The 25,084-nt window shown below is 71.3% G+C and carries 24 protein-coding genes and 1 riboswitch; of the genes, 19 read left to right on the forward strand and 5 right to left on the reverse strand.

Annotated elements, in window-relative coordinates; genetic code table 11:
- Positions 1-97: 97 nt before the first annotated feature.
- Positions 98-2,461 carry a chitinase C-terminal domain-containing protein gene (locus ACFQ7Q_RS31685; RefSeq protein ID WP_383561164.1) on the reverse strand — a complete coding sequence of 788 codons (2,364 nt, stop codon included), beginning with the start codon at positions 2,459-2,461 and terminating at the stop codon, positions 98-100.
- A 242-nt stretch (positions 2,462-2,703) separates the two neighbouring features.
- Positions 2,704-2,833, forward strand: a riboswitch (FMN riboswitch).
- A gap of 188 nt (positions 2,834-3,021) precedes the next feature.
- Between ACFQ7Q_RS31685 and ribD the strand changes: the two genes are divergently transcribed.
- The 10 genes from ribD to ACFQ7Q_RS31735 all read left to right on the forward strand — a co-directional run bounded on the left by ribD (position 3,022) and on the right by ACFQ7Q_RS31735 (position 11,523).
- A complete protein-coding gene (gene ribD / locus ACFQ7Q_RS31690) occupies positions 3,022-4,086 on the forward strand; it encodes a bifunctional diaminohydroxyphosphoribosylaminopyrimidine deaminase/5-amino-6-(5-phosphoribosylamino)uracil reductase RibD (protein WP_383561200.1) in 1,065 nt (354 codons plus the stop codon).
- A gap of 2 nt (positions 4,087-4,088) precedes the next feature.
- The gene (locus ACFQ7Q_RS31695; RefSeq protein ID WP_383561166.1) at positions 4,089-4,697 is read left to right on the forward strand and encodes a riboflavin synthase; all 609 of its coding nucleotides are present in this window, start codon (positions 4,089-4,091) and stop codon (positions 4,695-4,697) included.
- Between the two features lie 44 nt (positions 4,698-4,741).
- A complete protein-coding gene (locus ACFQ7Q_RS31700) occupies positions 4,742-5,332 on the forward strand; it encodes a nicotinamide riboside transporter PnuC (protein WP_383561202.1) in 591 nt (196 codons plus the stop codon).
- Entirely contained in the window at positions 5,329-6,657 is a 1,329-nt protein-coding gene (locus tag ACFQ7Q_RS31705) for a bifunctional 3,4-dihydroxy-2-butanone-4-phosphate synthase/GTP cyclohydrolase II (RefSeq protein ID WP_383561168.1), read from the forward strand. Before ACFQ7Q_RS31700 ends, ACFQ7Q_RS31705 begins: the two co-directional genes overlap by 4 nt.
- A gap of 30 nt (positions 6,658-6,687) precedes the next feature.
- Complete coding sequence (ribH, locus tag ACFQ7Q_RS31710; protein ID WP_329122935.1) at positions 6,688-7,173, forward strand: 6,7-dimethyl-8-ribityllumazine synthase; 486 nt, start codon at positions 6,688-6,690, stop codon at positions 7,171-7,173.
- Positions 7,174-7,208: 35 nt separating this feature from the next.
- Positions 7,209-7,481 carry a phosphoribosyl-ATP diphosphatase gene (locus ACFQ7Q_RS31715; RefSeq protein ID WP_053643769.1) on the forward strand — a complete coding sequence of 91 codons (273 nt, stop codon included), beginning with the start codon at positions 7,209-7,211 and terminating at the stop codon, positions 7,479-7,481.
- Positions 7,482-7,534: 53 nt separating this feature from the next.
- Positions 7,535-8,383, forward strand: a complete 849-nt coding sequence (hisG, locus tag ACFQ7Q_RS31720) for an ATP phosphoribosyltransferase (protein ID WP_329122939.1) — start codon at positions 7,535-7,537, stop codon at positions 8,381-8,383.
- A gap of 32 nt (positions 8,384-8,415) precedes the next feature.
- Positions 8,416-8,868: a PH domain-containing protein gene (locus ACFQ7Q_RS31725; protein ID WP_383561171.1), complete on the forward strand. Its 453-nt coding sequence runs from the start codon at positions 8,416-8,418 to the stop codon at positions 8,866-8,868.
- 226 nt (positions 8,869-9,094) lie between these two features.
- Positions 9,095-10,435, forward strand: a complete 1,341-nt coding sequence (locus ACFQ7Q_RS31730; protein WP_383561173.1) for a hemolysin family protein — start codon at positions 9,095-9,097, stop codon at positions 10,433-10,435.
- Entirely contained in the window at positions 10,432-11,523 is a 1,092-nt protein-coding gene (locus tag ACFQ7Q_RS31735) for a hemolysin family protein (RefSeq protein ID WP_383561175.1), read from the forward strand. The genes ACFQ7Q_RS31730 and ACFQ7Q_RS31735 overlap by 4 nt, the downstream gene beginning before the upstream one ends.
- Positions 11,524-11,568: 45 nt before the next feature.
- On the opposite strand, the gene ACFQ7Q_RS31740 is transcribed toward ACFQ7Q_RS31735, so the two are convergent.
- The gene (locus tag ACFQ7Q_RS31740) at positions 11,569-13,467 is read right to left on the reverse strand and encodes an AAA family ATPase (RefSeq protein WP_383561177.1); all 1,899 of its coding nucleotides are present in this window, start codon (positions 13,465-13,467) and stop codon (positions 11,569-11,571) included.
- A 365-nt stretch (positions 13,468-13,832) separates the two neighbouring features.
- A complete protein-coding gene (locus tag ACFQ7Q_RS31745; protein ID WP_383561178.1) occupies positions 13,833-14,459 on the reverse strand; it encodes a uridine kinase in 627 nt (208 codons plus the stop codon).
- A gap of 228 nt (positions 14,460-14,687) precedes the next feature.
- Here ACFQ7Q_RS31745 and ACFQ7Q_RS31750 point away from each other — a divergent pair, with 228 nt between their 5' ends.
- From ACFQ7Q_RS31750 to ACFQ7Q_RS31760, 3 genes are all read left to right on the forward strand, one after another.
- Complete coding sequence (locus ACFQ7Q_RS31750) at positions 14,688-16,058, forward strand: peptidase C39 family protein (RefSeq protein WP_383561180.1); 1,371 nt, start codon at positions 14,688-14,690, stop codon at positions 16,056-16,058.
- Positions 16,059-16,132: 74 nt separating this feature from the next.
- Positions 16,133-16,279, forward strand: coding sequence for an SCO1431 family membrane protein (locus tag ACFQ7Q_RS31755; RefSeq protein ID WP_383561182.1), 147 nt, complete (start codon positions 16,133-16,135; stop codon positions 16,277-16,279).
- A 201-nt stretch (positions 16,280-16,480) separates the two neighbouring features.
- Positions 16,481-17,653: an acyl-CoA dehydrogenase family protein gene (locus tag ACFQ7Q_RS31760; protein ID WP_383561184.1), complete on the forward strand. Its 1,173-nt coding sequence runs from the start codon at positions 16,481-16,483 to the stop codon at positions 17,651-17,653.
- Here ACFQ7Q_RS31760 and ACFQ7Q_RS31765 read toward each other — a convergent pair.
- Positions 17,616-17,903, reverse strand: a complete 288-nt coding sequence (locus ACFQ7Q_RS31765) for a hypothetical protein (protein ID WP_383561186.1) — start codon at positions 17,901-17,903, stop codon at positions 17,616-17,618. The two genes, ACFQ7Q_RS31760 and ACFQ7Q_RS31765, sit on opposite strands and share 38 nt — an antisense overlap.
- A 159-nt stretch (positions 17,904-18,062) precedes the next feature.
- Between ACFQ7Q_RS31765 and ACFQ7Q_RS31770 the strand changes: the two genes are divergently transcribed.
- The gene (locus tag ACFQ7Q_RS31770; protein ID WP_383561188.1) at positions 18,063-19,199 is read left to right on the forward strand and encodes a hypothetical protein; all 1,137 of its coding nucleotides are present in this window, start codon (positions 18,063-18,065) and stop codon (positions 19,197-19,199) included.
- A gap of 28 nt (positions 19,200-19,227) precedes the next feature.
- Complete coding sequence (locus ACFQ7Q_RS31775) at positions 19,228-20,319, forward strand: phosphotransferase family protein (protein ID WP_383561190.1); 1,092 nt, start codon at positions 19,228-19,230, stop codon at positions 20,317-20,319.
- Between the two features lie 6 nt (positions 20,320-20,325).
- Here the strand turns inward: ACFQ7Q_RS31775 and ACFQ7Q_RS31780 are convergent, their stop codons facing one another.
- On the reverse strand, positions 20,326-20,694 hold the full coding sequence (locus ACFQ7Q_RS31780; RefSeq protein WP_383561192.1) for a hypothetical protein: 369 nt from the start codon (positions 20,692-20,694) through the stop codon (positions 20,326-20,328).
- A 225-nt stretch (positions 20,695-20,919) separates the two neighbouring features.
- Here ACFQ7Q_RS31780 and ACFQ7Q_RS31785 point away from each other — a divergent pair, with 225 nt between their 5' ends.
- The 4 genes from ACFQ7Q_RS31785 (at position 20,920) to fxsA (ending at position 25,015) form a co-directional block, all read left to right on the forward strand.
- Positions 20,920-21,360, forward strand: a complete 441-nt coding sequence (locus ACFQ7Q_RS31785) for an Lrp/AsnC family transcriptional regulator (RefSeq protein ID WP_137990589.1) — start codon at positions 20,920-20,922, stop codon at positions 21,358-21,360.
- A gap of 71 nt (positions 21,361-21,431) precedes the next feature.
- Complete coding sequence (locus tag ACFQ7Q_RS31790) at positions 21,432-23,054, forward strand: amidohydrolase (protein ID WP_383561194.1); 1,623 nt, start codon at positions 21,432-21,434, stop codon at positions 23,052-23,054.
- 518 nt (positions 23,055-23,572) lie between these two features.
- A complete protein-coding gene (locus ACFQ7Q_RS31795) occupies positions 23,573-24,352 on the forward strand; it encodes a polyprenol monophosphomannose synthase (protein WP_383561196.1) in 780 nt (259 codons plus the stop codon).
- A gap of 66 nt (positions 24,353-24,418) precedes the next feature.
- Positions 24,419-25,015: an FxsA family membrane protein gene (gene fxsA, locus ACFQ7Q_RS31800; RefSeq protein ID WP_383561198.1), complete on the forward strand. Its 597-nt coding sequence runs from the start codon at positions 24,419-24,421 to the stop codon at positions 25,013-25,015.
- Positions 25,016-25,084: the final 69 nt, after the last annotated feature.

A 25,084-nucleotide genomic window follows, 5' to 3' on the forward strand; every position in this document is an offset into this window, starting at 1 on the left:
GCCCGCACACGCGGGCCGCGGCGAAGGCGCGGTGGGGACCCGGCGGCGGCAAGGGCCGTGAGTTCCGCCGCCGGGCGTTCGTGCGGAGCTCAGGACGTCAGCAGGTGCCGAGGTCCTTCCAGACGCCCCACTCGCCGGTCGTGCCCGGCTCCTCGTTCTGGGTCCACCACTGGGCCTTCCACTTGTGGCCCTTGTGGGAGACCTCGTTGCCCGCGTTGTACACCGTGCCCGCCACGTAGGCCGGGGCGGTGCAGGTGCTGCCGGTCGGCGTGGGGGTCGGGCCCGTCGGGGTCGGCGTCGGACCCGTCGGCGTCGGCGTCGGGGTCGGGGTCGGGGTCGAGCCGCCCGGCTCCACGACCGTCGTACCGCGCGCCAGGTCACCGGCGAGCGCGTACGTCGTGCCGCTGATGTTCACCGTCCAGTTCGACGGCGTGGACACCGGCAGGTAGTAGTTGAACGCCAGGTCCACCGTCGCGCCGGGGGCCAGCGACTGCCAGGCCGGAAGCTTCAGCGACACCCGGTGGAAGTCGCCCTTCAGGCCGCCCACGTTGTTGCCCGTGTGATCGCTGCTGATCACCTTCGTACCGAAGCCGGACTGGTCGGAGGCGTTGCCCGGAGCCGCGGTCGCGTAGTCGAACTGGAACTCCGTGCCACCCGGCAGCGCGGTGGCCGTGTTGTTGGTGATCTTGATCTTCGGGGTGATCGGGTAGTTGGAGTCGCCCAGCTTGAACTCGGTGAACTCCACGCCGACGTTCACGGCCCGCGTCGGCAGCGCGGCGTTCGACTTCTTCGCGCCGTACGGGGTGGCCGCCTTGAACTTGTCGTACATCAGCGAGGTGAGCGTGTCGCCCATCTCGTACTGGCCCTTGCCCGCGTTCCAGTCGTAGTCGCCGGCCATCTCCCAGACCATCGTGCCGCCGATGCCCTTGCTGACCACGTAGTCGGCCTTGGCGGCCACCGACTGCTCGTCCTCGGTGGAGAGGAAGACCTTCTTCTGCGCGTTCCACAGCCACGGCGCGACCAGGGTCGAGTCGTACTTGCGGGCGTAGGTGCCGGTCAGCGTGGTGTTCGCGGGGAAGCCGTACTGCGTGACGTAGTCGCCGACGATCCCCTTCTCCAGGTTCTTGGCGTGCCACATCGGGTTGGAGCCGGCCGGGGACTCGGCACCGTTGGTGTCCTTGTCGTGCCAGAGGTTGTCGATGCCGACGGCGCCGTCACCGCACTTGGTCAGGCCCGCGCCGGCCGGGCAGGTGGTCGCCGCCGCCTTGCCCCACAGACCGTCCGTGCCGCCCTGCACGTTCTTGTGCCCGCGGGTGTAGTACGGCAGGCCGATGTTGATCCGGCCGGCCGGCATGGAGCCGCGGAAGTAGTGGTACGCCCAGTCGGTGTTGAGGTAGCCGACGCCGCCGTACTGCTGGGAGCCGTAGACCCCGGCGGCGGCGAGCTCGGCGTCCTTGCCGTCGTCGAAGAGCGAGGCGTTGGGGCCGACGTACTCGTTCCAGGCGCCGTGCAGGTCGTAGGACATGATGTTGACGTAGTCCAGATACTTCTGCATCTGGAAGGTCTCCATGCCGCGCAGCAGATAGCCGGAGGAGGGCGCGGCGACCGTCAGCATGTAGTGCTTGCCGTCGGCGGCGCCGGCCCGGTCGAGCTTCTCGCGCAGCGTCTTCATCAGGGCCGCGTAGCCCTGGACGAGGCCCGCGCGGCGCGCGTTGGCGAGCTGCCAGTCGAGCGGGTTTCCGGCGTCCTTCATCGTCGTGGGGTACTCGTAGTCGATGTCGACGCCGTTGAAGCCGTACTTCTTGATGAACGAGACGGCCGAGTCCGCGAACGTGTCGATCCCGGCCTGGTTGACCGAACCGTCGGCGTTGGTGGCCATCGAGTAGAAGCCGCCGGAGTTCACGCGGCTTCCGTTGTCGTCGAAGTAGCCGCCGGTCTCCGCCCAGCCGCCGACCGAGATCAGCGTCTTGACGTCCGGGTGCTGCTTCTTGAACTTGTTGAGCAGGTTGAAGTGGCCTTTGTAGGCGTACGCCGGATCCATCTCCGCCCCGGCGACACCGGGCCAGGTCATCCCGGTGGCCGCGTTGTTCGGGCCGTCCGTGCCGACGGAGAGCTTGTTGTCGGAGCCGATGTGTCCGAAGGCGTAGTTGATGTGGGTGATCTTGTCCCACGGGATGTTGTTGGCGAGATAGGCGGGCTCGCCGTTCTTGCCGGTGCGCCAGCCGGTGAAGTAGCCGATGACCCGGCGCTGGTGGTCCGCGCCCATCTTCTCGCGGCCCTCGGTGTCGTAGACCGAGCAGTACGGGACGTCGACGCCGGGGGTCTTGTACAGCCCGTCCGGGCGACAGCTCTCGTTGTCGGCTGCATGCGAGACACCGCCGGCGAGGGAGCTGATCAGCAGCCCGGCGACGGCCGCGCCGGACGCGAGCAGCGAGGCTCTCGTCTTCGTGGGGGACAACACGATCGGTTCCTCCTGGGGAGGTGAAAGAACACAACGAACAAACGGGTGGGTCGTGTTGGGCCCGTGGAGTGCGCACACCGGCGGGCCGTACCTCGGAGGTGACACGGAGATTAAGAGGACTAGACCAGTGCGTCAATAGGTCTGGACCAAAGAGGGGGTCCGGGGGGTGCTGTGAGCCAGCCCACAGGGCCTCACCCGCATGGCCGACGAGCGGGCGTGGCAGACTGGCCCTGTATCAGCAGCAGCGCACTCCGGGGTCGGTGTAATTCCGAACCGGCGGTATAGTCCGCGACCCGTCCGCAGCCAGCGGCCGGTTGACCAGGTGAAATTCCTGGACCGACGGTGAAAGTCCGGATGGGAGGCAGTGCGCGGCGGGCGACCCTTCAAGGGGGCGCTTCGGCCGTATCGCCGCTGGTCGTCCTCGTCGGCGACCGGTATGCCCGGCCTTGGCATCCCTGTGCGTAGCGTCGTACCCGCTCTCTGTCGTCATCGACAGGCCCCGGAGTCCGTGCCCGAAGAGGCAGGAGGACCCGGTGGCAGAGCCGACCGACATCACCGCCATGCGACGCGCCATCGCGCTCGCCGCCCGTGGTCTCGGCTCCACCAGCCCCAACCCGATCGTCGGCTGCGTCATCCTCGACGCCTCCGGAGAGCAGGTCGGCGAGGGCTTCCACCAGCGCGCCGGCGGCCCGCACGCCGAGATCCACGCCCTGCGCGCGGCCGGCGAGCGCGCCCGCGGCGGCACCGCCTACGTCACCCTCGAACCCTGTAACCACACCGGCCGCACCGGCCCCTGCGCCCAGGCGCTCGTCGAGGCCGGGATCAGCCGGGTCGTGTACGCGGTCGGCGACCCGAACCCGCAGGCCACGGGCGGTGCCGACACCCTGCGCGCGGCAGGCGTCGAGGTCGAGCAGGGTCTTCTGGAGGACGAGGCCGAGGCAGGCAACATCGCCTGGCTCACCTCCGTACGCCTCGGCCGCCCCTTCGTCCGCTGGAAGTACGCCGCCACGCTCGACGGCCGGATCGCCGCCGCCGACGGTACCTCCCGCTGGATCACCTCCGCCGAGTCCCGCGCCGACGTCCACCGGCTGCGCGCCGAGTCCGACGCCGTCGTCGTCGGCTCCGGCACCGCCCGCACCGACGACCCCCACCTGGCCGTACGCGGCATCGAAGGCGCCGACCAGCCGCTGCGCGTGGTCGTCGACACCGAGGCGAGTGCCGTGAAGCCGGGCGCCCGTGTCCTCGACGACGCGGCCCGCACCGTGATCGCCGTGGCCGAGGACGTCCTCCCCGAGGACACCGCCCACTTCCCCGAGACGTGGCGGCTGTCCCGCGCCCCCGGCGGCGGCGGCCTCGACATCCCGGAACTCCTCGCCAAGCTCCACCAGCAGGGCGTCCGCTCCGTCCTCCTCGAAGGCGGGCCGACCCTGGCCGGCGCCTTCGTCGCCGCGGGAGCCGTCGACCAGGTCGTCGGCTATCTCGCCCCCGTCCTCCTCGGCGCGGGCCCGAACGCCCTCGCCGACGCCGGGATCACCACCATCACCGAAGCGTTGCGGCTCGACGTCACCGAGACCGTGCGCGTCGGACCCGATCTCCGTATCACCGCGACCCTCAAGGGAGCCTGACCGTGTTCACCGGAATCGTCGAAGAACTGGGCGAGGTCACCGCCGTCGAGAAGCTGGCCGACGCCTCCCGCTTCCGCCTGCGTGGACCCCTGGTCACGGAAGGCGCCAAGCACGGGGACTCCATCGCCGTGAACGGTGTCTGTCTCACGGTCGTCGAGTTCGGCGGCGGCGAGTTCACCGCCGACGTGATGGAGGAGACGCTTCTGCGCTCCTCGCTCGGCGCCCTCGAGGTCGGCTCCCGCGTCAATCTGGAGCGTCCGATGGCCGTCGGCGACCGCCTCGGCGGACACATCGTCCAGGGACACGTCGACGGCACAGGAACGATCCTCGACCGGACCCCGTCCGAGAACTGGGAGATCGTCAAGGTCGCCCTGCCCGCACACCTCTCGCGCTACGTCGTCGAGAAGGGCTCCATCACGGTCGACGGCGTCAGCCTCACCGTCGTCGAGGCCGCCGACGACTGGTTCACCATCAGCCTCATCCCCACCACCCTCGCGCTGACCACGCTCGGCATCAAGAAGAGCGGCGACCCGGTCAACCTCGAAGTGGACGTGATCGCCAAGTACGTCGAGCGGCTGCTCGGCCCGAACGCCAAGGAGAACGTCAAGTGAGCTGGCTCAACTCCGAGGCCTTCACCGCCTTCGGTCAGCACATCATGTGGTCCGACATGATCGGCAACACGATCGGTCTGATCGCCCTCGCGCTCGGCTGGCGGCGCTCCATACTCACCTGGCCCGCGCAGCTGCTCTCCGGCGTCATCCTCGTCGGCGCCTACGCCTCCGCCCACCTCAGCGGCGGCGTCGGCAAGCAGCTCCTGGTCATCGGCGTCGCCGCCTGGGGCTGGTGGCAGTGGAACCGGGGCAAGCAGCAGGCCCAGGACGGCTCCATCGCCGTCCGCTTCGCGACCTGGAAGGAGCGCGGACTGCTCCTCGCCGGCGCGGTCCTCGGCACCCTCGCCGTCGGCGGCCTGTTCACCCTCTACCCGTCGCTCTCCTGGAGCCCGTGGGCCGACGCGTACATCTTCGTCGGCACGCTCGTCGCGATGGTCGCCCAGGCCCGCGGCCTGGTCGAGTTCTGGTTCGCCTGGCTCCTCGTCGACCTCGTCGGCGTCCCCCTCGCCTTCAACAGCGGCCTCGCCTTCTCCGGCCTCGTGTACGTCATCTACTTCGCCCTCGTCATCTGGGGCATGCGCGACTGGTGGCTCCGGACGCGCACCACCACCGCTCTGGAAGGAGCCACGGCATGAGTGCCCGCCAGACGCCCGCCACCGCCCAGCCCGACGCGCATCGCGCAACCCCCCAGGATTCCATCTGGGACGTCACCGACCTCTCTCTCGACCCCGTCGAGCAGGCCATCCGCGACATCGCCGCGGGCCGCCCCGTCGTCGTCGTCGACGACGAGGACCGCGAGAACGAGGGCGACCTCGTCATCGCCGCCGAGAAGGCCACCCCCGAAGTCGTCGCCTTCATGATGAGCGAGTGCCGGGGCCTGATCTGCGCCCCCATGGAGAACGACGAGCTGGAGCGCCTCGAGCTCCCGCAGATGGTCGAGCACAACACCGAGTCGATGCGGACGGCCTTCACGGTCTCCGTCGACGCGGCGCCGGCCCACGGCGTCACCACCGGCATCTCCGCCGCCGACCGCGCCACCACGCTGCGGATGCTGGCGAGCGGCGAGCACGAGCCCAGTGACTTCGTCCGCCCCGGCCACATCTTCCCGCTGCGCGCCAAGCCCGGCGGCGTCCTGGCCCGCAACGGCCACACCGAGGCCGCCGTCGACCTCGCCCGCCTCGCGGGCCTGCGCCCGGCCGGCGCGATCGTCGAGATCGCCGGCGAGGACGGCGTGATGCTGCGCCTGCCCGAGCTGGTCCCGTTCGCCCGCAAGCACGGCCTCACGATCATCTCGATCGAGGACCTCATCGCGTACCGCCGCTCCGCCGAGCCGACGGTCCGCCGCGAGGCCGAGGTCCGGCTGCCGACGGCGCACGGCGATTTCACCGCGTACGGCTACCGCTCCACCGTCGACGGCGTCGAGCACGTCGCCCTCGTCCACGGCGAGATCGGCGACGGCGAGGACGTCCTGGTCCGGGTCCACTCCGAGTGCCTGACCGGCGACATCTTCCACTCGCTGCGGTGCGACTGCGGCCCGCAGCTCCAGGCGTCCATGGACCGCATCACCGAGACCGGCCGCGGAGTCGTCGTCTATCTGCGCGGCCACGAGGGCCGCGGCATCGGACTGCTGTCCAAGCTGCGGGCGTACGAGCTCCAGGAGCGCGGCCGCGACACCCTCGACGCCAATCTGGAGCTGGGCCTGCCCGCCGACGCCCGCGACTACGCGGCCGGCGCGCAGATCCTCGGCGACCTCGGGGTCCGCAGCCTGCGGCTGATGACCAACAACCCCGACAAGATCACCGCCCTCACCCGGCACGGCCTGAAGGTCGACGGCCGCGAGGCCATGCCGGTCCAGGCGGGCGAGCACAACCTCCGCTACCTGCGCACCAAGCGGGACCGGATGGGGCACGACCTGCCCTGGCTGGACACGGAGACCGCGTCCACCTGCGGCAACCAGTAAGTCAGCGATCAGTACCGAGCTAGGAGAGACATGAGCGGCAAGGGCGCACCCGTCCTCAGCGTGAAGAACTGCGGCGACCTCCGGGTCGCGGTCGTCGCGGCACAGTGGCACGAGAAGATCATGGACGGACTCGTCGACGGAGCCCTGCGGGCCCTGCACGAGCTCGGCATCGACGAGCCGACGCTGCTGCGCGTCCCCGGCAGCTTCGAGCTGCCGGTGGTGGCGAAGGTCCTCGCCGGTCGCGGCTACGATGCCGTGGTGGCCCTCGGCGTCGTCATCCGCGGCGGAACCCCGCACTTCGAGTACGTGTGCCAGGGCGTCACCCACGGCCTCACCCAGGTCTCGATCGACACCGGCGTACCCATCGGATTCGGCGTCCTGACCGTGGACAACGAGGAGCAGGCCCTCGACCGGGCCGGCCTCGAAGGCTCCCGCGAGGACAAGGGCCACGAGGCCGTCACCGCCGCCGTCGCCACCGCGACGACGCTGCGCACGGTCAGCGAACCCTGGCGCTAAGTACGCGACCCTTACCCCGTACTCTTAGGACCATCATGGCGAACAAAACCTTCGAAGAGCTCTTCGCCGAGCTCAAGCTCAAGGCCGAGAACGGCGACCCGGCCACCTCCCGCACCGCGGAACTGGTGGACAAGGGCGTCCATGCCATCGGCAAGAAGGTCGTCGAGGAGGCCGCCGAGGTCTGGATGGCCGCCGAGTACGAGGGCAAGGAAGCCGCCGCCGAGGAGATCTCGCAGCTGCTGTACCACGTCCAGGTGATGATGGTCGCCCGCGGGATCTCCCTCGACGACGTCTACGCCCACCTCTGAGCGCATACGTCACTCACCCTCCCCAACACTCTCAGGCAAAGGAAGCTCATCCCATGCTGCGCATCGCCGTCCCCAACAAGGGTTCACTGTCCGGACCTGCGTCGGCGATGCTCCATGAGGCCGGCTACCGGCAGCGCAAGGAGTCCAAGGAGCTCGTGGTCATCGACCCCGAGAACGAGGTCGAGTTCTTCTACCTGCGCCCCAAGGACATCGCGATCTACGTGGCCTCCGGGAAGCTCGACATCGGCATCACCGGCCGTGACCTGCTGCTCGACTCCGGCGCCAACGCCGAGGAGATCCTCCCGCTGAACTTCGGCCGGTCGACCTTCCGCTACGCCACCCGGCCCGGCACCGCGAACGGCCCCGAGGACTTCCACGGGATGACGATCGCCACCTCCTACGAGGGCATCGTCGCCAAGCACCTCGCCGACCAGGGGATCGACGCCTCCGTCGTCCACCTCGACGGCGCCGTCGAGACCGCCATCCAGCTCGGTGTCGCGCAGATCATCGCCGACGTCGTCGAGACCGGCACCAGCCTGCGCAACGCCGGCCTGGAGGTCATCGGCGAGCCGATCCTCAAGTCCGAGGCCGTGGTCGTCCGGCGCAACGGCGCCGACGCCGACCAGCCGCAGGTCCAGCAGTTCCTGCGCCGCCTCCAGGGCGTCCTGGTCGCCCGGTCGTACGTGATGATGGACTACGACTGCCGCGCCGAGCACCTGGAGCAGGCCGTCGCCCTCACCCCGGGCCTCGAGTCGCCCACGATCTCCCCCCTGCACAACGAGGGCTGGGTCGCCGTTCGCGCCATGGTCCCGGCGAAGGAGGCGCAGCGGATCATGGACGACCTGTACGAGCTGGGTGCCCGCGCCATCCTGACGACGGCCATCCACGCCTGCCGCCTCTGACCCTCCCGCAGGCACGAAGGAACGACGAACCGATGTCCGACGCACCCGTCCCCGCCCTTCCGGTCACCTTCCGGCCCGCCCGAACCCGAGCGGTCCTGCTGACGATCGGGACGGTGATGTTCGTCGTGATCACCGCCGTCGCGATGATGCTGGAGAAGCTGGGGCCGGGGGAGCGCGCGAGCTTCATCCTCACCGCGGCCCTCTTCCTCGGAGTGCTGACGATGCTCAGCCGCCCCAAGGTCGTCGCCGACGACGACGGCGTCACCGTCGTCAACATCACCCGGACGCGCCGACTCGCGTGGGCCGAGATCCTGCGGGTCAACCTGCGGCCGGGCGACGCCTGGGTCTTCCTGGACCTGAGCGACGGCACGAGCCTGCCCGCGCTGGGCATCCAGCCCGGCATCGCCAGGGAGCAGGCCATTCGTGACGCCCGCGCCCTGCGCGCGCTGGCCGACAGCCGCGGCACCGGAGCCGACGCGAGCTGAGCCCGACGGGCCCGCGCGTCCCCCGAACGGGGGCCGACCCCCTGCCCTCGGCGGGGTCGGCGTGATTACTCTGGAGGCGGTGGTGCCGAGCGGCACCACCGCCTCGCATGTGCAGGGCCGCTGCCGCGGCCCGCGGGGCCACCCTGCGACCCGAGGAGTGACTCCCTCCGGCAATGGACGGATCGTCCGGTAGTACCTGCGCCGCCCCCTCCACGGAGGCGGCGGCATGATCATCCCGCTTCTGCTGCTCGCGGCAGCCTTCCTCCTGATCCTCGCCAACGGCTTCTTCGTGGCGGCCGAGTTCGGCCTCGTCACCGTGGAACGCCCCGAAGCCGAACGGGCCGCGGCCGCCGGCGACCGGCGCGCCCGCACCGTCGTGAAGTCCCTCGGCGAGCTGTCCTTCCAGCTCTCCGGCACCCAGCTCGGCATCACGATCACCTCGCTCGTCGTCGGAATGCTCGCCGAGCCCGCCCTCGCCCAGCTCCTCGACGGTCCCCTCACCGCGACCGGACTGCCCGAGGGCGCCGTCTCCGGCGTCGCCGTGGTGATCGGCATGCTGTTCGCCTCCGCCGTCCAGATGGTGATCGGCGAACTCGTCCCCAAGAACTGGGCGGTCTCCCGCCCGCTCCAGGTGGCGCGGTTCGTGGCCGGTCCCCAGCACCTCTTCGCGTCCGCCTTCCGGCCGGTGATCGCCCTGCTGAACAGGGTCGCCAACCGGCTGGTCCGGCTCCTGGGCGTCGAGCCCACCGAGGAGCTGGACTCGGTCCGTACCCCCGGCGAGCTGGTCTCGCTGGCCCGGCACTCGGCCCGGGCGGGCACGCTGGAACAGGACACCGCCGACCTCTTCGTACGGACCCTGTCCCTGGGCGGGCTCACGACCGAGCAGGTCATGACCCCGCGGGTGCGGATGAGCGCGCTCCAGTCGGACGCCACCGCGGCTGACGTCCTCAACCTCACCCGGGCCACCGGACTCTCCCGCTTCCCCGTCTACCGCGAACGCATCGACGAGATCGTCGGAATGGTCCACCTCAAGGACGCGCTCGCCGTGCCCCTGCACGAGCGACTGCGCACCCCGGTCGGCCGTATCGCGGTACCGCCGCTGCTCGTCCCCGAGACCCTGCCCGCGCAGGCGCTCCTGGAGCGCCTGCGCCGGGAGCAGCCGATCGCCGTCGTCGTCGACGAGTACGGCGGCACGGCCGGGGTCGTCACCCTGGAGGACATCGTCGAGGAGCTCGTCGGCGAGGTCCGCGACGAGCACGACACCGCGACCGACGAGCGGCCCGAGCTGGCCGCCGTGGCCGCCGAGGACGGCCGGCCCGCCTGGGAGGCCGACGGCTCCTGCCGGGTCCACACCCTGCACCGGATAGGCCTCGACGTGCCCGACGGGCCGTACGAGACCGTCGCCGGGCTCGTCGCGGATCTCCTCGGACGCATCCCGGCGCCCGGGGACCGGGCCGAACTCCCGGGCTGGCGGCTCTCGGTGCGGCAGGTGGACCGCTACCGCGCGGAGCGGGTACGGATCGTCAGGACCGCCGAACTGCCCCTGGTGCCGGAGGCCGTCCGATGAGCGTGGTCCAACTGCTGTTCGCCGCCCTGCTGGTGGTGGCCAACGGCTTCTTCGTCGGCGCCGAGTTCGCGCTCGTCTCCGTACGCCGCAGCCAGATCGAGCCGCTCGGCGGCAAGCGGGCCCGCAAGGTGCTCTTCGGCCTGGAGAACCTGCCGCAGATGATGGCCGCCGCCCAGTTCGGCATCACGGTCTGCTCGTTGACCCTGGGCGCGGTGGCCGAGCCGACCGTGGCGCACCTCCTCGAACCGGTCTTCCACGCCGTCCACGTGCCCGCCGGGCTGATCCATCCCCTGGGGTACGTCCTGGCGCTCGCCGCGGTCGTCTTCCTCCACCTCGTCATCGGCGAGATGGTCCCGAAGAACCTCGCGATGGCGGCCCCGGAGAGGACCGCGCTGTGGCTCGGTCCCGGTCTGGTCGGATTCGCCCGGATCTGCCGGCCGGTGACCCGAGCGCTCGGCGCCTGCGCCCGACTGGTGCTGCGGGCCTTCCACGTGGAGCCCAAGGACGAGGTGGAGGCGGTCTTCACCAGCGCGCAGCTCGGCCGGCTGGTCGAGGACGCGGGCCAGGCGGGGCTGCTCGACCCGGCGGAGCAGGAGCGGCTCGAGGACGCCCTCGAACTGGGCAGCCGCCCGGTGACGGACGTCCTCATCGCCCCGGCCACCCTGGTCACGGTCACCCCGTCCGTCACACCGAGGGAGATCGAGGAGCTCACCGTACGCACCGGCTACTCGCGCTTCCCGGTCTGCGCCGAGGGGCGCGGGACGTACATGGGCTTCGTGCACGTCAAGGACGTGCTCGACCTGGAGGAGCGGGAACGGGCGGTGCCCCAGCACATCTGGCGCCCCATGGCGACGGTCCGGGCCGAGCTTCCGCTCGACGACGCCCTCACCGTGATGCGCCGGGCGGCCACCCACCTCGCACAGGTCGCGGACGGATCGGGCCGCGTCCTCGGGCTGGTCGCACTGGAGGACGTGCTGGAGACGCTGGTCGGTGAGGTCCGCGACTCCGCGCATCGCACCGAGGTGCTCACCGCCGTGCCGCTCGGCGAACAGCGTCCCGAGCGTTCGGCCCAGGCGCTGGCGGGCTGACAGCGGCCCGCCGGGCGTACGCGTCCGGCGGGCCACCGACCGCCGTCACATGCCCGGTGGCTCCTGGGGCCTCCGGGTCGTCGGTCCGCGGCCCGAGAGGACCTCGCCATAGGCCTGCATCAGATCGGCCAGGCGTAACGTGGCCAGATCGTCGCGCGTCGGGGTGCACGGATAGCCGGACAGCCGCAGATCCCGGTAGGCGCAGGACTTCTCGTACAGCGTGCGCAGAAAGCGGCCGTTGCCGAGCTCGTCGATCCAGCCCTGGTCGACGACATGGCCGCTGATCGAGCGGAGTTCGTCCAGCGCCTCCTCGTCCCAGCAGTCCCCGTTCGCCGCCGCCAGCACCTCGCCGATCGCCGTCAGTTCGAGCGGCCGGTACGAGGGGAAGTCGACCCGGGTCGTGAAACGCGAGGACAGCCCCGGGTTGGTGGCGAGCAGCCGGTCCATGCCCTCGGGGTAGCCGGCCAGGATCACCACCAGGTGGTCCCGGTTGTCCTCGGCGCGCTTGAGGAGCACCTGAAGGGCCTCGTCGCCGTACGCGTCACCCTTGCTGTAGCCGGTGTTGGAGAGGGAGTACGCCTCGTCGACGAAGAGGACTCCGCCGATCGCCGAGTCGATCAGCTCGTTCGCCTTGACCGCGGTCTGGCCGAGGAACTCGCCGACCAGATCGGCGCGTTGGGCCTCCACCAGATGATCGCCGCCGAGCAGTCCGAGGGCGTAGAAGACCCGTCCGAGGATCCGGGCGACCGTGGTCTTCCCGGTGCCGGAGGGGCCGGAGAAGACAAAGTGACGTTTCGGCGGCTGGACGGGGAGACCCTGACCGGCCCGCAGCCGGGCCATCTCCAGCTGTGCCGACAACGCCTTGACCTGCCGTTTCACCGGCTCCATCCCGACCATGCGCTCCAGTTCGGCGAGCGCCTCGGCGAGCAGCGCCGGGTCGGTGGGGCTGGCGGGGAAGCGGGGCGGCGCCGGCTGCAGGGGGATGACCGCCTTCTGCCGTACGACGTCCGGGGGTTCGGGAGGCCCGCCCGGAGCCGGCGGGGGACCGGGCTCCGAGCCCAGCCGCAGCGCGTCGGAGGCGGTCCCCTCGGGGTCGGTCTGTGTCGCGTCGGCCGTGTCCTGTCCGACGCCGCCGAGGGTCACCGCGGCGAGCCCCGCCGGGTCGTCCGGGCCTTCGAAGCCGTCGTACTCGGTGATCGCCGCGAGCCGGGCGGCCGTGTCCATGAACGCCGGGTCGATGCGGTGCACCGCCCGGTAGAGCGGCAGGGCGGCGGCGCTCCGTCCGGTGCCCTCGTGCGCGCGGGCCAGCCAGTAGCGCAGCTCCTTGCGCTGCGGCTGCTCGCTGCGGCACCTCATCAGCGACGCCGACAGCAGCGGCTCCGCCTGGCCGAACATCTCCAGGCGCACCCGGGCCATTCCACCGAAGAGTCCCGCCTCGATGCCGAGCAGGGGATCGTCGACCAGCGACTCGGTGTGCCGGACCAACTGGTCCCAGTCCTTGACGAGATAGGACCGGCAGGCGTGCAGGAAGCGGACCTGGGGATCGGTGTCGACCGGCGGCAGCCCCGCCAACGCCCGGTCCAGTTCCGGCACATGGCGTCCGTCCAGCCAGTGCGAGGCATGCGCGAGCAGCAGATCGCGCGGGCTCTCCAGTACCGGCTGCACCCACCAGCCGAGCCAGTACCAGGAGTTCAGGGTCCGGCGGTGCCGGGCGCGCTGTTCTCCGAAGCGGTCGCGGTTGCGGTACATCCGCAGCAGCGCGGTGGTGGTGTCCACGCGCAGCGCGTGCAGCCCGAGCCAGGCGTCCGCCATGCCGGGATCGACGCGTACCGCCGTTCGGAACTCTTCCTCCGCCTGCGGATAGGCGCCCATCGTGTAGGCGTCGACTCCCCGCAGCCAGGCGAGCTCGGCCGGGGCCTGTCCGCCCTGCGTGCCGATGTCCATCGGGTCCCCCACAAAACGTGCCCCCGTTGCTGTCCCGGCGGGCGGGTTCCCGCCGGAAGCCGTACAGAACCGCCTTCTCGTGGACGGGATATGACCCCACCGAGGGGCATCGTACCTGCACAGAGCGTGCGCGACGAAGGAGAAGTACATGATCCGGTAGCCGTGACCCTGGGTGAGCATCGGGGTCGGAGAGGGGCCGGAGAAAGGGGATGATCGGGGCAGAACGAAGCCCCCGATCACGGGGGAACAACCGGGGGCTTCGCGTCTGCGGCGACTTCGAAAAGCCGCACATTGAGAACGTAAGACCTGTACGCCCCTTGGGTCAAGGTGAGTTGAGGCACTTGCGGAAGTGGGCTTCCGGCTACTCATTTCCGGAGGCGGGAACCATCACGCTCCGTGAGGATGTGGTTCGGGCTGGCTGCCACAGAGGGCCCAGGAAGCCACTCGTACCCCTCAGGCCACTCCCGTACCAGCGTGTCGGCGAAGGGCCGCGAAGGGTCCGCGTCGAAATGGCGAGTCTCCGCCACCGTCCAGCCGTCCCAGAAAGCGGACTGCGTCGGTCCGTCGCGGTCCCGGCCGCGTACCCAGGACTCCTCGGGGCCCCGTTCCATCCAGAGCAGCGCGGCGAGATGCGGCCGCATGGCGCGCCGGCCCGCACCGACACCCTCGACGAGGACGACCGGCGCCGGGGGCAGCTCCCGAGGCGGGCCGAAGGTCCGCAGATTCCAGTCGTACGGGTGATAGAGAGCGGCCTCGCCCCGCGAGAGGGGCGCGAGGACCTGCTCCCGCATCCGGTCCGTCCACGCGAACAGCTCCTCGTGGGTGGCGAGGTCGTCGAGATGGAGGACGGGCGCGACCAGCCGGGCGGCGAGGCGGGCGGCGAAGGTGGACTTGCCGGAGCCGGCGTGACCGTCGACCGCGACCAGCCGCACCGGCCCGCAGGAGGGCGGCAGGCTGCGCAGCGCGTCGGCGGCGCGGTCGGGATCGGTCATGGAGGCAAGCGTAGGCGAAGGCCGTTCGTCGCAGGTCAGGGGCGTGGCGCCGCCAGTGGTGGAGACCAATATTGGTGCGGCGACGCGGGTCGAATCGCTGGCAGAAGCCCTCCGCGAGCCGCGATAGTGGTCCACGCCCGGCACCGCACTCGACCCGCATCCGTGCCTCACGCGCCACCGCAGCCCCGTCCGTTCGTCTCAACCGTTCTCGACTGGGGGTCACCGCCCATGACCAGCTCCACCCCGCGCAGAACCGTCCTCGCCGCGGCGCTCGCGGCCGCCGCGGGAACGGCCGCGGCCTCCGCCGCCCCGGCGACCGCCCGGGCCCGCGACGAGGCGGACGCCCCGGCGGCGGCCGCGGCCGCTCCCGGCCTCGTCGACAACCGCTTCTGGACCTCGTACACCGACTGGCGCTGCGGCGGCTCCGCCGGCACCCGGGCCGTCGCCGGCCACCGGCCCGGACTCGTGATCGCCACCCCCGCCGGCCGACTCGACTACACCGACCCGCACACCGACACCACCTCCACCTGGGAGTACGCGAGCTGGACGTCCCCGGTCCACACCTCCACCGTCCCCGCGACCGAGGTCATCGCCTCCTGGAACGCCGACACCCCGCCCGGCACCTGGATCCAGATCGACCTGCGCGGCACCTACGGCGACGGCGGCGCCACCCCCTGGTTCGTCATGGGCCGCTGGGCGGCCGGTGACCGTGACATCAAGCGGACCTCGGTCGACGACCAGAGCGACGGCAGAAGCTCCATCTGGACCGACACCTTCTCCGTCGACGACGCGACGAGCGGGCTGCGCCTGGTCTCGTACCAGCTGCGCCTGACCCTCCACCGGACCCCGGGCACGGACCTGACCCCGACGGTGTGGCGGCTCGGCGCGATGGCCTCCGACATCCCCGACCGCTTCACCGTCCCCGCCTCCACCCCCGGCCTGGACCGCGAGCTCGCCGTCCCGCGCTACTCGCAGAACATCCACGTCGGCCAGTACCCCGAGTACGACAACGGCGGCGAGGCATGGTGCAGCCCCACCTCCTCGCAGATGATCGTGGAGTACTGGGGCCGCAGGCCCAGCGCGGAGGACCTGGCCTGGGTGAACCCGGACTTCGCCGACCCGCAGGTCTGCCACGCGGCCAGGTTCACCTTCGACCACCAGTACGAGGGCTGTGGCAACTGGCCCTTCAACGCCGCCTACGCCGCCACCTACCGGGACATGAACGCCGTCGTCACCCGGCTGCGCTCGCTCACGGAGCTGGAGACCCTGATCCGGGCGGGGATCCCGGCCATAACGTCACAGTCCTTCCTCAAGGAGGAGCTGACCGGCGCCGGCTACGGCACCTCCGGCCATCTGATGACCGTCATCGGCTTCACCGCGGACGGCGACGTGATCGCCAACGACCCCGCCTCACCCGGCAACGAGGCCGTGCGCAGGGTCTACCGGCGCCGCGAGTGGGAGAACATCTGGCTGCGGACCAAGCGGTACAACGCGAGCGGGAAAGTGGTCTCCGGCACAGGCGGGGTCTGCTACCTCTACTTCCCCGACCGGCCGACACCCGCTCAGCGCAAGGCGTTGGCGGCCGTCGGCGTCCGCTGACGCGGGACCGGCGCGCCCCGGGGCGTGAGGAACGTCTCTACCCCGGGGTCGCTGCCGCTGGCACTGTGGTGGCCATGAGCGCCACCACCCACTCCGCCGACTGCTCCCGCGCCCGTACCGGCGGTCCCAAGGACAACGGGCCGAAGATCCTCGAGCACGTCCTGGGCTGGACCCTGGTCGTCGTCCTCGCCGTGTTCGTCACCCGGGCCGGACTGATGTGACCTCGCCTCCCGAGGCAAGGGCCCTGAGGCGCGCCCCCGTGTGACCGGAGGCCGCCGAACGGGCATACTCCCTGCGCCACGGGCGCCGGGCGCCCCCGAGTGCGATCCGCCGGGGGCAGCATCGGCGCAGCAGTGACCACCGGCGGCACCGCGCCACCCGCGCACGCCGTCGCAGCGCCCGAGAGGGAGGAGTGCGCCGCCATGCCCGACCGCGCCCCGCAGACCGTGGAACGCCGGCTGCCCACCGAGGAGGCCGGGGACCTGTTCGCCCTGGTCCGTGAGATCGCCGAGCGGGAGATCGCGCCCCGCGCCGCCGAGGAGGAGGACGCGGGCCACTTCCCCCGGGAGGTCTTCTCGCTGCTCTCCGCCTCCGGGCTGCTCGGACTCCCGTACGGCTCCGAGTACGGCGGCGGCGACCAGCCCTACGCCGTCTACCTACAGGTGCTCGAAGAGCTCGCCGCAGCCCGCCTCACCGTCGGTCTCGGCGTCAGCGTCCACTCGCTGTCCTGCCACGCACTCGCGAACTTCGGCACCAAGGACCAGCGCACCGCGCATCTGCCGACGATGCTGGGCGGCGGCCTGCTCGGCGCGTACTGCCTCTCGGAGCCGGCCTCGGGCTCCGACGCGGCCGCGCTCCGCACGAAGGCGGTCCGGGACGGCGAGGACTGGGTTCTCACCGGTACGAAGGCGTGGATCACCCATGGCGGAGTCGCCGACTTCTACACGGTCATGGCACGCACCGGCGTCGAGGGGCCGAAGGGGATCACCGCGTTCCTGGTCCCCGGGGACGCCACGGGGCTGAGCGCGGCCGCGCCCGAGCGGAAGATGGGGATGAAGGGCTCGCCCACCGCGCAGCTCCACCTCGACGGGGTGCGGATCCCCGACACCCACCGCATCGGGGAGGAGGGGCAGGGCTTCACGATCGCGCTCTCCGCCCTCGACTCCGGGCGGCTCGGGATCGCGGCCTGCGCGGTGGGGGTCGCGCAGGCGGCACTCGACCAGGCCGTCTCGTACGCCGGCGAGCGGCGTCAGTTCGGCCGGCCGATCGCCGACTTCCAAGGGCTCCGCTTCCTGCTTGCGGACATGGCGACGCAGATCGAGGCGGGCCGTGCGCTGTATCTGGAGGCGGCGCGGCTGCGGGACGAGGGACGGCCCTTCGGGCGGCAGGCGGCGATGGCGAAACTCTTCTGCACGGACGCGGCCATGCGGATCACCACGGACGCGGTGCAGGTGCTCGGCGGCTACGGGTACACCGCTGACTTCCCCGTCGAGCGCTACATGCGAGAGGCGAAGGTGCTGCAGATCGTCGAGGGGACCAATCAGATCCAGCGGATGGTCATCGCGCGGCACCTTGTCGGACCAGAGACCCGCTGACGAGGGTGCCGCTCACCCCGCTCACGCGTACGGTGCGGTCCGCCCACACGGGGGCGGCCGTCAGCCGGTTCCACTCCTGGTCGCTGCGGCCCGGAAGCGTCCGGCCGTGGCTGGCCCACTGGCTGAGCAGCGCCTTGTAGATGGGTGGGTCGGCCAGGTGCGCACTCGGATGCGGAACCGATTCTTCAATGCGCGGCTCGGCGAGCCGACGCCGTCCGCTCCCGACCGGGGTGGTGTACAGCGAGGTCATGCCTGTCCCAACGCGCCCGGCCCGCCGGGGGTCACCACCGGACTGAATCGAGCGGGAGTTCGGGAGCTACCCGGGATCGATCCGGTGCCGCACGACTCTGGCCCTCGGCAAGCTTTCTGACTTACCGTCAGATCCCGCTCGCCGACCAGGAGGTCAGCCATGTCCGAGGATCGGCACGTCGACGACCGGCCCGTCGCGCTCGACGAGTACCCGGTGCACCAGGCGCCGCTCTCGATGAAGCACCACGTCAGCGGCGATCGCAACGCCTACGACCGGTGCATCTTCCACGTCTTCGACCACCGGGGCCGCGCCCTGCTCATCGCCGGGCTCGGCGTGTACCCCAACACCGGGGTCATCGACGCCTACGCCACGCTCCGTACCGGCGACCGGCTGCATGCCGTACGCGCGTCCGACGCCCTCGGGGACGACCGGATGAACCTCGCCGTCGGCCCGCTGCGCATCACCGTCGACGAACCGTTGAAGACGCTCACACTGCACTGCGATCCCGACCCCGCCGACCCCGAAGGGCTCTCCTTCGACCTCACCTGGACCGGGGACTTCCCCGCCGTCTGGGAGCCCCACCACACCCAGCGCCGGGGCGACCGGCTCACCCTCGAAGGACGCCGCTTCGTCCAGGCAGGCCACTGCACCGGCACCATCCGGGCAGGCGGCGAGGAGTTCACCGTCACCCCGGAGGAGTGGACCGGCACCCGTGACCGCAGCTGGGGTGTCCGGCCCATCCCCGGCGAGGAGCCGGGCCGCGCCGACGAGTTCCGGCCCGAGGGCTTCCACTGGCTCTGGATACCCATGCGCTTCGACGACCGTTTCGTCATGGTCATCGCGCAGGAGGACGCCGACGGCTACCGCACCCTGAACGAGGCCGTGGTCGTACGCGAAGGGCAGCGCGACACCCAACTCGGCTGGCCCCGCACGGACATCACCTACCGGCCGGGCACCCGACACCCCGAGCGCGCCGTCGTGCACCTCGCCGACCCGACGGGCAAGCCCCTGGAGGTCGAGGTCGAGATCCTGGCCTCCTCGCCGCTCGCCGTCGGCGCCGGCTACCCGCCCGCGAGCGACTGGCAGCACGGCACCTGGCAGGGCCGCGACTGGACCGACCGCAGGGTCTACGACCTCTCCGACCCGGCGGCCCACCCCATGGCCGCCTTCGGCGTCACCGACCACGCGGCCCGCTTCACGCTCGACGGGCGCACGGGATACGGGATCTTCGAGCACGGCTCCTTCGGCCGCCACGACCCGAGCGGCTTCGCCGACTACACCTCCACCGCCGGCTGACCGAGCCCCGAAGACAAGGAGCTTGCACATGGCCACCGCGCCCCGCCCCCGCACCTCCACCCGTGACCCCGAGGAGCTCGGCCGTCGCCTCAGCGGCTGGCTCGACCCGATCCTCCCCGGCGCCCGGGTCACCGGCCTCGCCGTGCCCGGTTCCAACGGCATGTCCAGCGAGACCCTGCTCTTCGACATCGACCACCCCGACGCCCCGGTGCGCGGCTGCGCCCTGCGGCTGGCCGCCGACCCCGCCGCGTACACGATCTTTCCCGTCTACGACATGGAGCGGCAGCACCGGGTGATGAGCCTGGTCGGGGAGCACACCGACGTCCCCGTGCCGCGCGTGCTGTGGCTGGAGCCCGAGCCGGGGCCGCTCGGCGCCCCGTTCTTCGTGATGGCCCGCGCCGAGGGCAGGGTCCCGCCGGACGTCATGCCCTATACGTACGAGGGGAACTGGCTGCACTCCGCCGACGACGCCGAGCGCGCCCACCTGGAGGCCGAATCCGTCTCGGTGCTGGCCCGGCTCCACGACCAGTTCCCGGCGAAGGAGGCGGAGTTCCTCCTGCCCGAGGGGACGGGCAGCCCCCTGCGCCGGCACGTCGACGCCCAACGCGCCTACTACGCCTGGGTGGTCGAAGGGCTCGCGCCCTCCCCGCTCATCGAGTCGGCCTTCGACTGGCTGGAGGCGAACTGGCCCGCCGACGAGGGCCCGGCCGTCCTGAACTGGGGCGACGCCCGCATCGGGAACATCGTCTACGACGGATTCCAGCCGGCGGCCGTGCTCGACTGGGAGATGGCCGCCTTCGCCCCGCGCGAGGTCGACCTCGGCTGGACCGTCTATCTGCACCGCTTCTTCCAGGATCTGACCGTGAGCTTCGGCCAGCCCGGGCTGCCCGCCTTCCTGCGCCGTGACGCGGTCGAGCGGCGCTACGCCGACCTGACCGGCCACACCCCGCGGGACATGGATTTCCACACCCTCTACGCGGCGCTGCGGCACGCGATCGTGATGCTCAGAGTCGCGTACCGCCAGGCGCACTTCGGAGAGGTCCAGGTGCCGGAGAACCCGGACAGCCTGATCCTGCACCACGCCACGCTCGCGGCGATGGTGCGGGGAAGCTACTGGTAGACGTCGCTACGCCGCGCGCCGCATCTGCGGGACCTTGATCGGACGCGAGCCCGGACCGCCGACGTGCGAGAAGGGCTGCGTCCGCCAGTCGAGACCCTGAGGGAGCGTCAGCAGGAGCGCGGTGTCCTGCTCCTGGACCTCCAGCGTGTCGTCCGCGGGGCGCGCGTCGGCAGCGGCCCGGCCGGTGCCGGCGCAGACCGTCAGCACGAACGGGTTCCACGGCGTCGGGCACAGCGCGTGCTCCGGCAGCACGTCCTCGTCCGCGAGCAGCGCGATCGGCTGGACACAGTCCGGGCAGATCACCCGATACATCTCAAAGGTGTCGTAGGCGTCGAGCTCGTCGGTCGTCTCGACCGAATCAACAGGCTCCTGCATGGAGAATCTCCCCCTCGGGTGGGTCGACCACGTTCGGATGGCCTCGACCACAGCAAGCAATTCCCATACGGCCGGGCGCATAACCGTGAGGTCTCGAACGAGCTGGCCGCAAACCTGTGGTCTTCGTCACATGCCTGTCGCAGGTGCCCCGAGGATGCCCATTGATGCCCTTGTCGAAGGGCCCCCGGCTGTGCCGATGGCACCCCGGGGCAATAGGTTGACCGCATGGAGGAGCTGGATCGTCAGATCGTCGAGTTGCTCGTCAGGGACGGGCGCATGAGCTACACCGACCTGGGCAAGGCCACGGGCCTGTCCACCTCGGCCGTACATCAGCGCGTCCGTCGGCTCGAGCAGCGCGGGGTCATCCGGGGCTATGCCGCCGTCGTGGACCCGGAGGCCGTCGGGCTGCCGTTGACCGCTTTCATCTCGGTCAAACCCTTCGACCCCAGCGCCCCCGACGACACCCCGGACCGGCTCGCCGACATCCCGGAGATCGAGGCCTGCCACAGCGTCGCCGGCGACGAGAACTACATCCTCAAGGTGCGTGTCGCGACCCCGCTGGAGCTGGAGCACCTGCTCAGCCGTATCCGCTCCCAGGCCGGCGTCTCCAGCCGAACCACGGTCGTCCTGTCGACCCCGTACGAAGCCCGGCCGCCGCGCGTCTAGGCGCGACAGCGGACCGGGGGCCGCGGGCCCGGCGTTCGGCCGGGTACCGCCGCGCATCTAGCCTGGTCACCATGAGCGAGACCCTTCCTGACAGCGAGCACCGCACCGTCCTGCTGCGCGGTGGAGACGTCCACAGCCCGGCCGACCCCTTCGCCACCGCCATGGTGGTGGAGCGCGGTCACGTCGCCTGGGTGGGTTCGGAGGGCGCGGCCGAAGCCTTCGCCTCCGGCGTGGACGAGGTGATCGACCTCGAAGGCGCGCTCGTGACCCCCGCGTTCGTCGACGCGCACGTGCACACCACGGCGACCGGTCTCGCGCTGACCGGCCTCGACCTGTCCTCCGCCGCGTCGCTCGCCGAGGTGACGGAGAGGATCCGCGCCTACGCCGCCGCCCGCCCCGACGACCGGATCCTGATCGGGCACGGCTGGGACGCCTCGCGCTGGCCCGAGCGCCGGGCGCCGCACCGCGACGAGTTGGACCGGATCACCGGCGGCCGGCCGCTCTACCTCACCCGGATCGACGTCCACTCCGCCGTCGCCACCACCGCCCTGCTCGACCTCGTTCCCGGCATCCGCGAGCTCACCGGGTTCCGCGACGGCGAGCCGCTGACCGGTGACGCCCACCACGCCGTCCGCCGCGCCGCCTATGCCGCCCTCTCGCCCGCGCAGCGCACCGAGGCCCAGCGCGCGGCCCGCGTGCACGCCGCCTCGCTCGGCATCGGCACCCTGCACGAGTGCGGCGGCCCCGAGATCTCCTCCGAGGGCGACTTCACCGGACTGCTCGACCTCGCCCGAGGGGAGGGCGGGCCCCGTGTCGTCGGCTACTGGGCCGACCTCGACATCGAGCGGGCCCGCGCGCTCGGAGCCGTCGGCGCGGCCGGCGACCTGTTCGCCGACGGATCGCTCGGCTCGCACACCGCCTGCCTCCACGACCCCTACGCGGACGCCGGCCACACCGGCCTCTCCCACCTCGACGCCGCCGCGGTCGCGGCCCATGTCGTCGGCTGCACGGAGGCGGGCCTCCAGGCCGGGTTCCACGCCATCGGCGACGCCGCCGTCACCGCCGTGGTCGACGGAGTCCGGGCCGCCGCCGAGAAGCTCGGCCTCGCCCGGATCCGCGCCGCCCGGCACCGCGTCGAGCATGCCGAGATGCTCACCCCCGAGACGATCGCCGCCTTCGCCGAACTCGGGCTCACCGCCTCCGTCCAGCCCGCTTTCGACGCGGCCTGGGGCGGCGAGGAGGGCATGTACGCCGAGCGCCTCGGCGTCGAGCGGGCCCGCACCCTCAACCCGTACGCCGCCCTGCTCCGCTCCGGAGTGCCGCTGGCCTTCGGCTCGGATAGCCCGGTCACCCCGCTCGACCCCTGGGGCACCGTCCGCGCGGCCGCCTTCCACCGCACCCCCGAGCACCGGATCTCCGTCCGCGCCGCCTTCACCGCCCACACCCGGGGCGGCTGGCGGGCCGTCGGCCGCGACGACGCCGGGACGCTCGTCCCCGGCGCCCCGGCCGACTACGCGATCTGGCGAGCCGACGAACTCGTGGTCCAGGCGCCCGACGACCGGGTGGCCCGCTGGTCGACCGATCCGCGCTCCGGAACGCCCGGTCTGCCCGATCTGACCCCCGGCGGTGAACTCCCGGTCTGCCTGCGCACGGTGGTGTTCGGACAAACGGTCTTCGTCCGGCCGAACGAGTGACATAGGGACATTTCGTACCGCCGATCGATGATCAACCGGCTCGTCCACGACCTGCGGATCTTCCCCACTGACCTGGCAGTATCGATCATCTCCGCAGGTCAAACGAGTGTTGACAGCGAGCGGCCACCGGCCGGTAGGTTCGGCGAGTCCACCACAGGACGTCCGACCGGGTTTCACCTCCACGCAGTCGTCGAACGCCGCTGGGTCAAGGAATGGTGTGCCGCACCGGCTCACCATTACCGGGAACCAGGTTCAGCGCCCGCGCCTCGGGGGCGAGGGAAGGTTTCTCCGGCGGAGGGTGCGACCCGGGTGGGGCCCGGACGTTCAGTAGACAACGGCTCTCGGTCGACCCGCAGCCAGCGGGTTCCAGGTCGGCCCGAAGGGCGCCGGGCCCCGATCCGCACACCGCGCGCCATGTCGGCGCACCCCCATGGACACCCACAACCAGCCCGCCGCGCCCGAGCCGCGCCCGGGGATCGCTATGGTGGGGGTTCGCGTATGTATCCGAAGGGGCAGCAGTGAACGACGGTGGCCAGAGGCGTTACGGCCCGCTCGGCAGAGCCTTGGTGATCATTCCGACCTACAACGAGGCGGAGAACATCAAGCCGATCGTCTCGCGCGTACGGGCGGCCGTACCGGAGGCGCACATCCTCGTCGCCGACGACAACAGCCCCGACGGCACGGGCAAGTTCGCCGACGAGATCGCGTCGGACGACGACCACGTCCACGTCCTGCACCGCAAGGGCAAGGAGGGGCTCGGCGCCGCCTACCTCGCGGGCTTCCGCTGGGGCATCGAGCACGGCTACGGCGTCCTCGTCGAGATGGACGCCGACGGCTCCCATCAGCCCGAGGAGCTGCCCCGGCTGCTGACCGCCCTCAAGGGCGCCGATCTGGTGCTCGGCTCCCGCTGGGTGCCCGGCGGTCGGATCGTGAACTGGCCCAAGTCCCGCGAGTTCATCTCCCGTGGCGGCAGCCTGTACTCCCGCGTCATGCTCGACGTGCCGATCCGTGACGTCACCGGCGGCTACCGGGCCTTCCGCAAGGAGACCCTGGAGGGGCTGGGTCTGGAGGACGTGGCCTCGGCCGGCTACTGCTTCCAGGTCGACCTGGCCCGCCGCGCCGTCGCCGCCGGCTTCCATGTCGTCGAGGTCCCGATCACCTTCGTGGAGCGCGAGATCGGCGACTCGAAGATGAGCCGCAACATCGTCGTCGAGGCCCTGTGGCGGGTCACCGGCTGGGGCCTGACGGCCCGTGCGAACAAGGTCGGCAAGCTGATCGGCCGCAAGTCCGCGAGCTGATCCCGTCCCTTCGTGCTGATTTCCCCTTTACGACGTTCCTGCGACGTGCCAGGCACACTGGGGGGCATGACCAACGGCGCACCGCCTTCCCAGGCCCCCAAGCGCTCCCGCGCGCGTACGTTCCTCCCGCTGGCCTTCGCGGCCTGGCTGGTCCTCGAGATCTGGCTGCTCACGGTGGTGGCGAACGCGGTCGGCGGCCTGACGGTCTTCGGTCTGCTGGTCGGCGGAGCCGTTCTCGGCGCCGTGGTGATCAAGCGGGCCGGACGCCGTGCCTTCAAGAACCTCACCGAGACCTTCCAGCAGGCTCAGGAGGCGGCCCAGTCCGGCGTCGCGCCGACCGTCGGCGACCGGTCCGGCTCGCGCGACCGCAACGGCTTCCTGATGCTCGGCGGTCTGCTGCTGATGATCCCCGGTCTGATCTCCGACTCGGTCGGCCTGCTGCTGCTCGTGCCGCCCGTGCGTTCCCTCCTCGGCCGCTACGCGGACCGTGCCGCCGAGCGCAGGATGAACGCCGCCGCCGCTCCCGGCAGCCTTCAGGACGCCTTCCAGCAGGCCCGTATGCGGCGTCCCGACGGCAAGGTCGTGCAGGGCGAGGTCATTCGCGAGGAGGGCCCCCAGGGACCGCAGCGGCCCCAGGAGCCCCGCCCGCCCCTGATGCAGTGATCCTCAGGCGCGTGACGCAGTGATCCTCAGGCGCGCCGGGCGCCGTGATCCGGACAATTTTCCGGACGC

The sequence above is a fragment of the Streptomyces sp. NPDC056527 genome (assembly GCF_042794475.1).
In the GTDB taxonomy this organism is placed as follows: Bacteria; Actinomycetota; Actinomycetes; order Streptomycetales; family Streptomycetaceae; genus Streptomyces.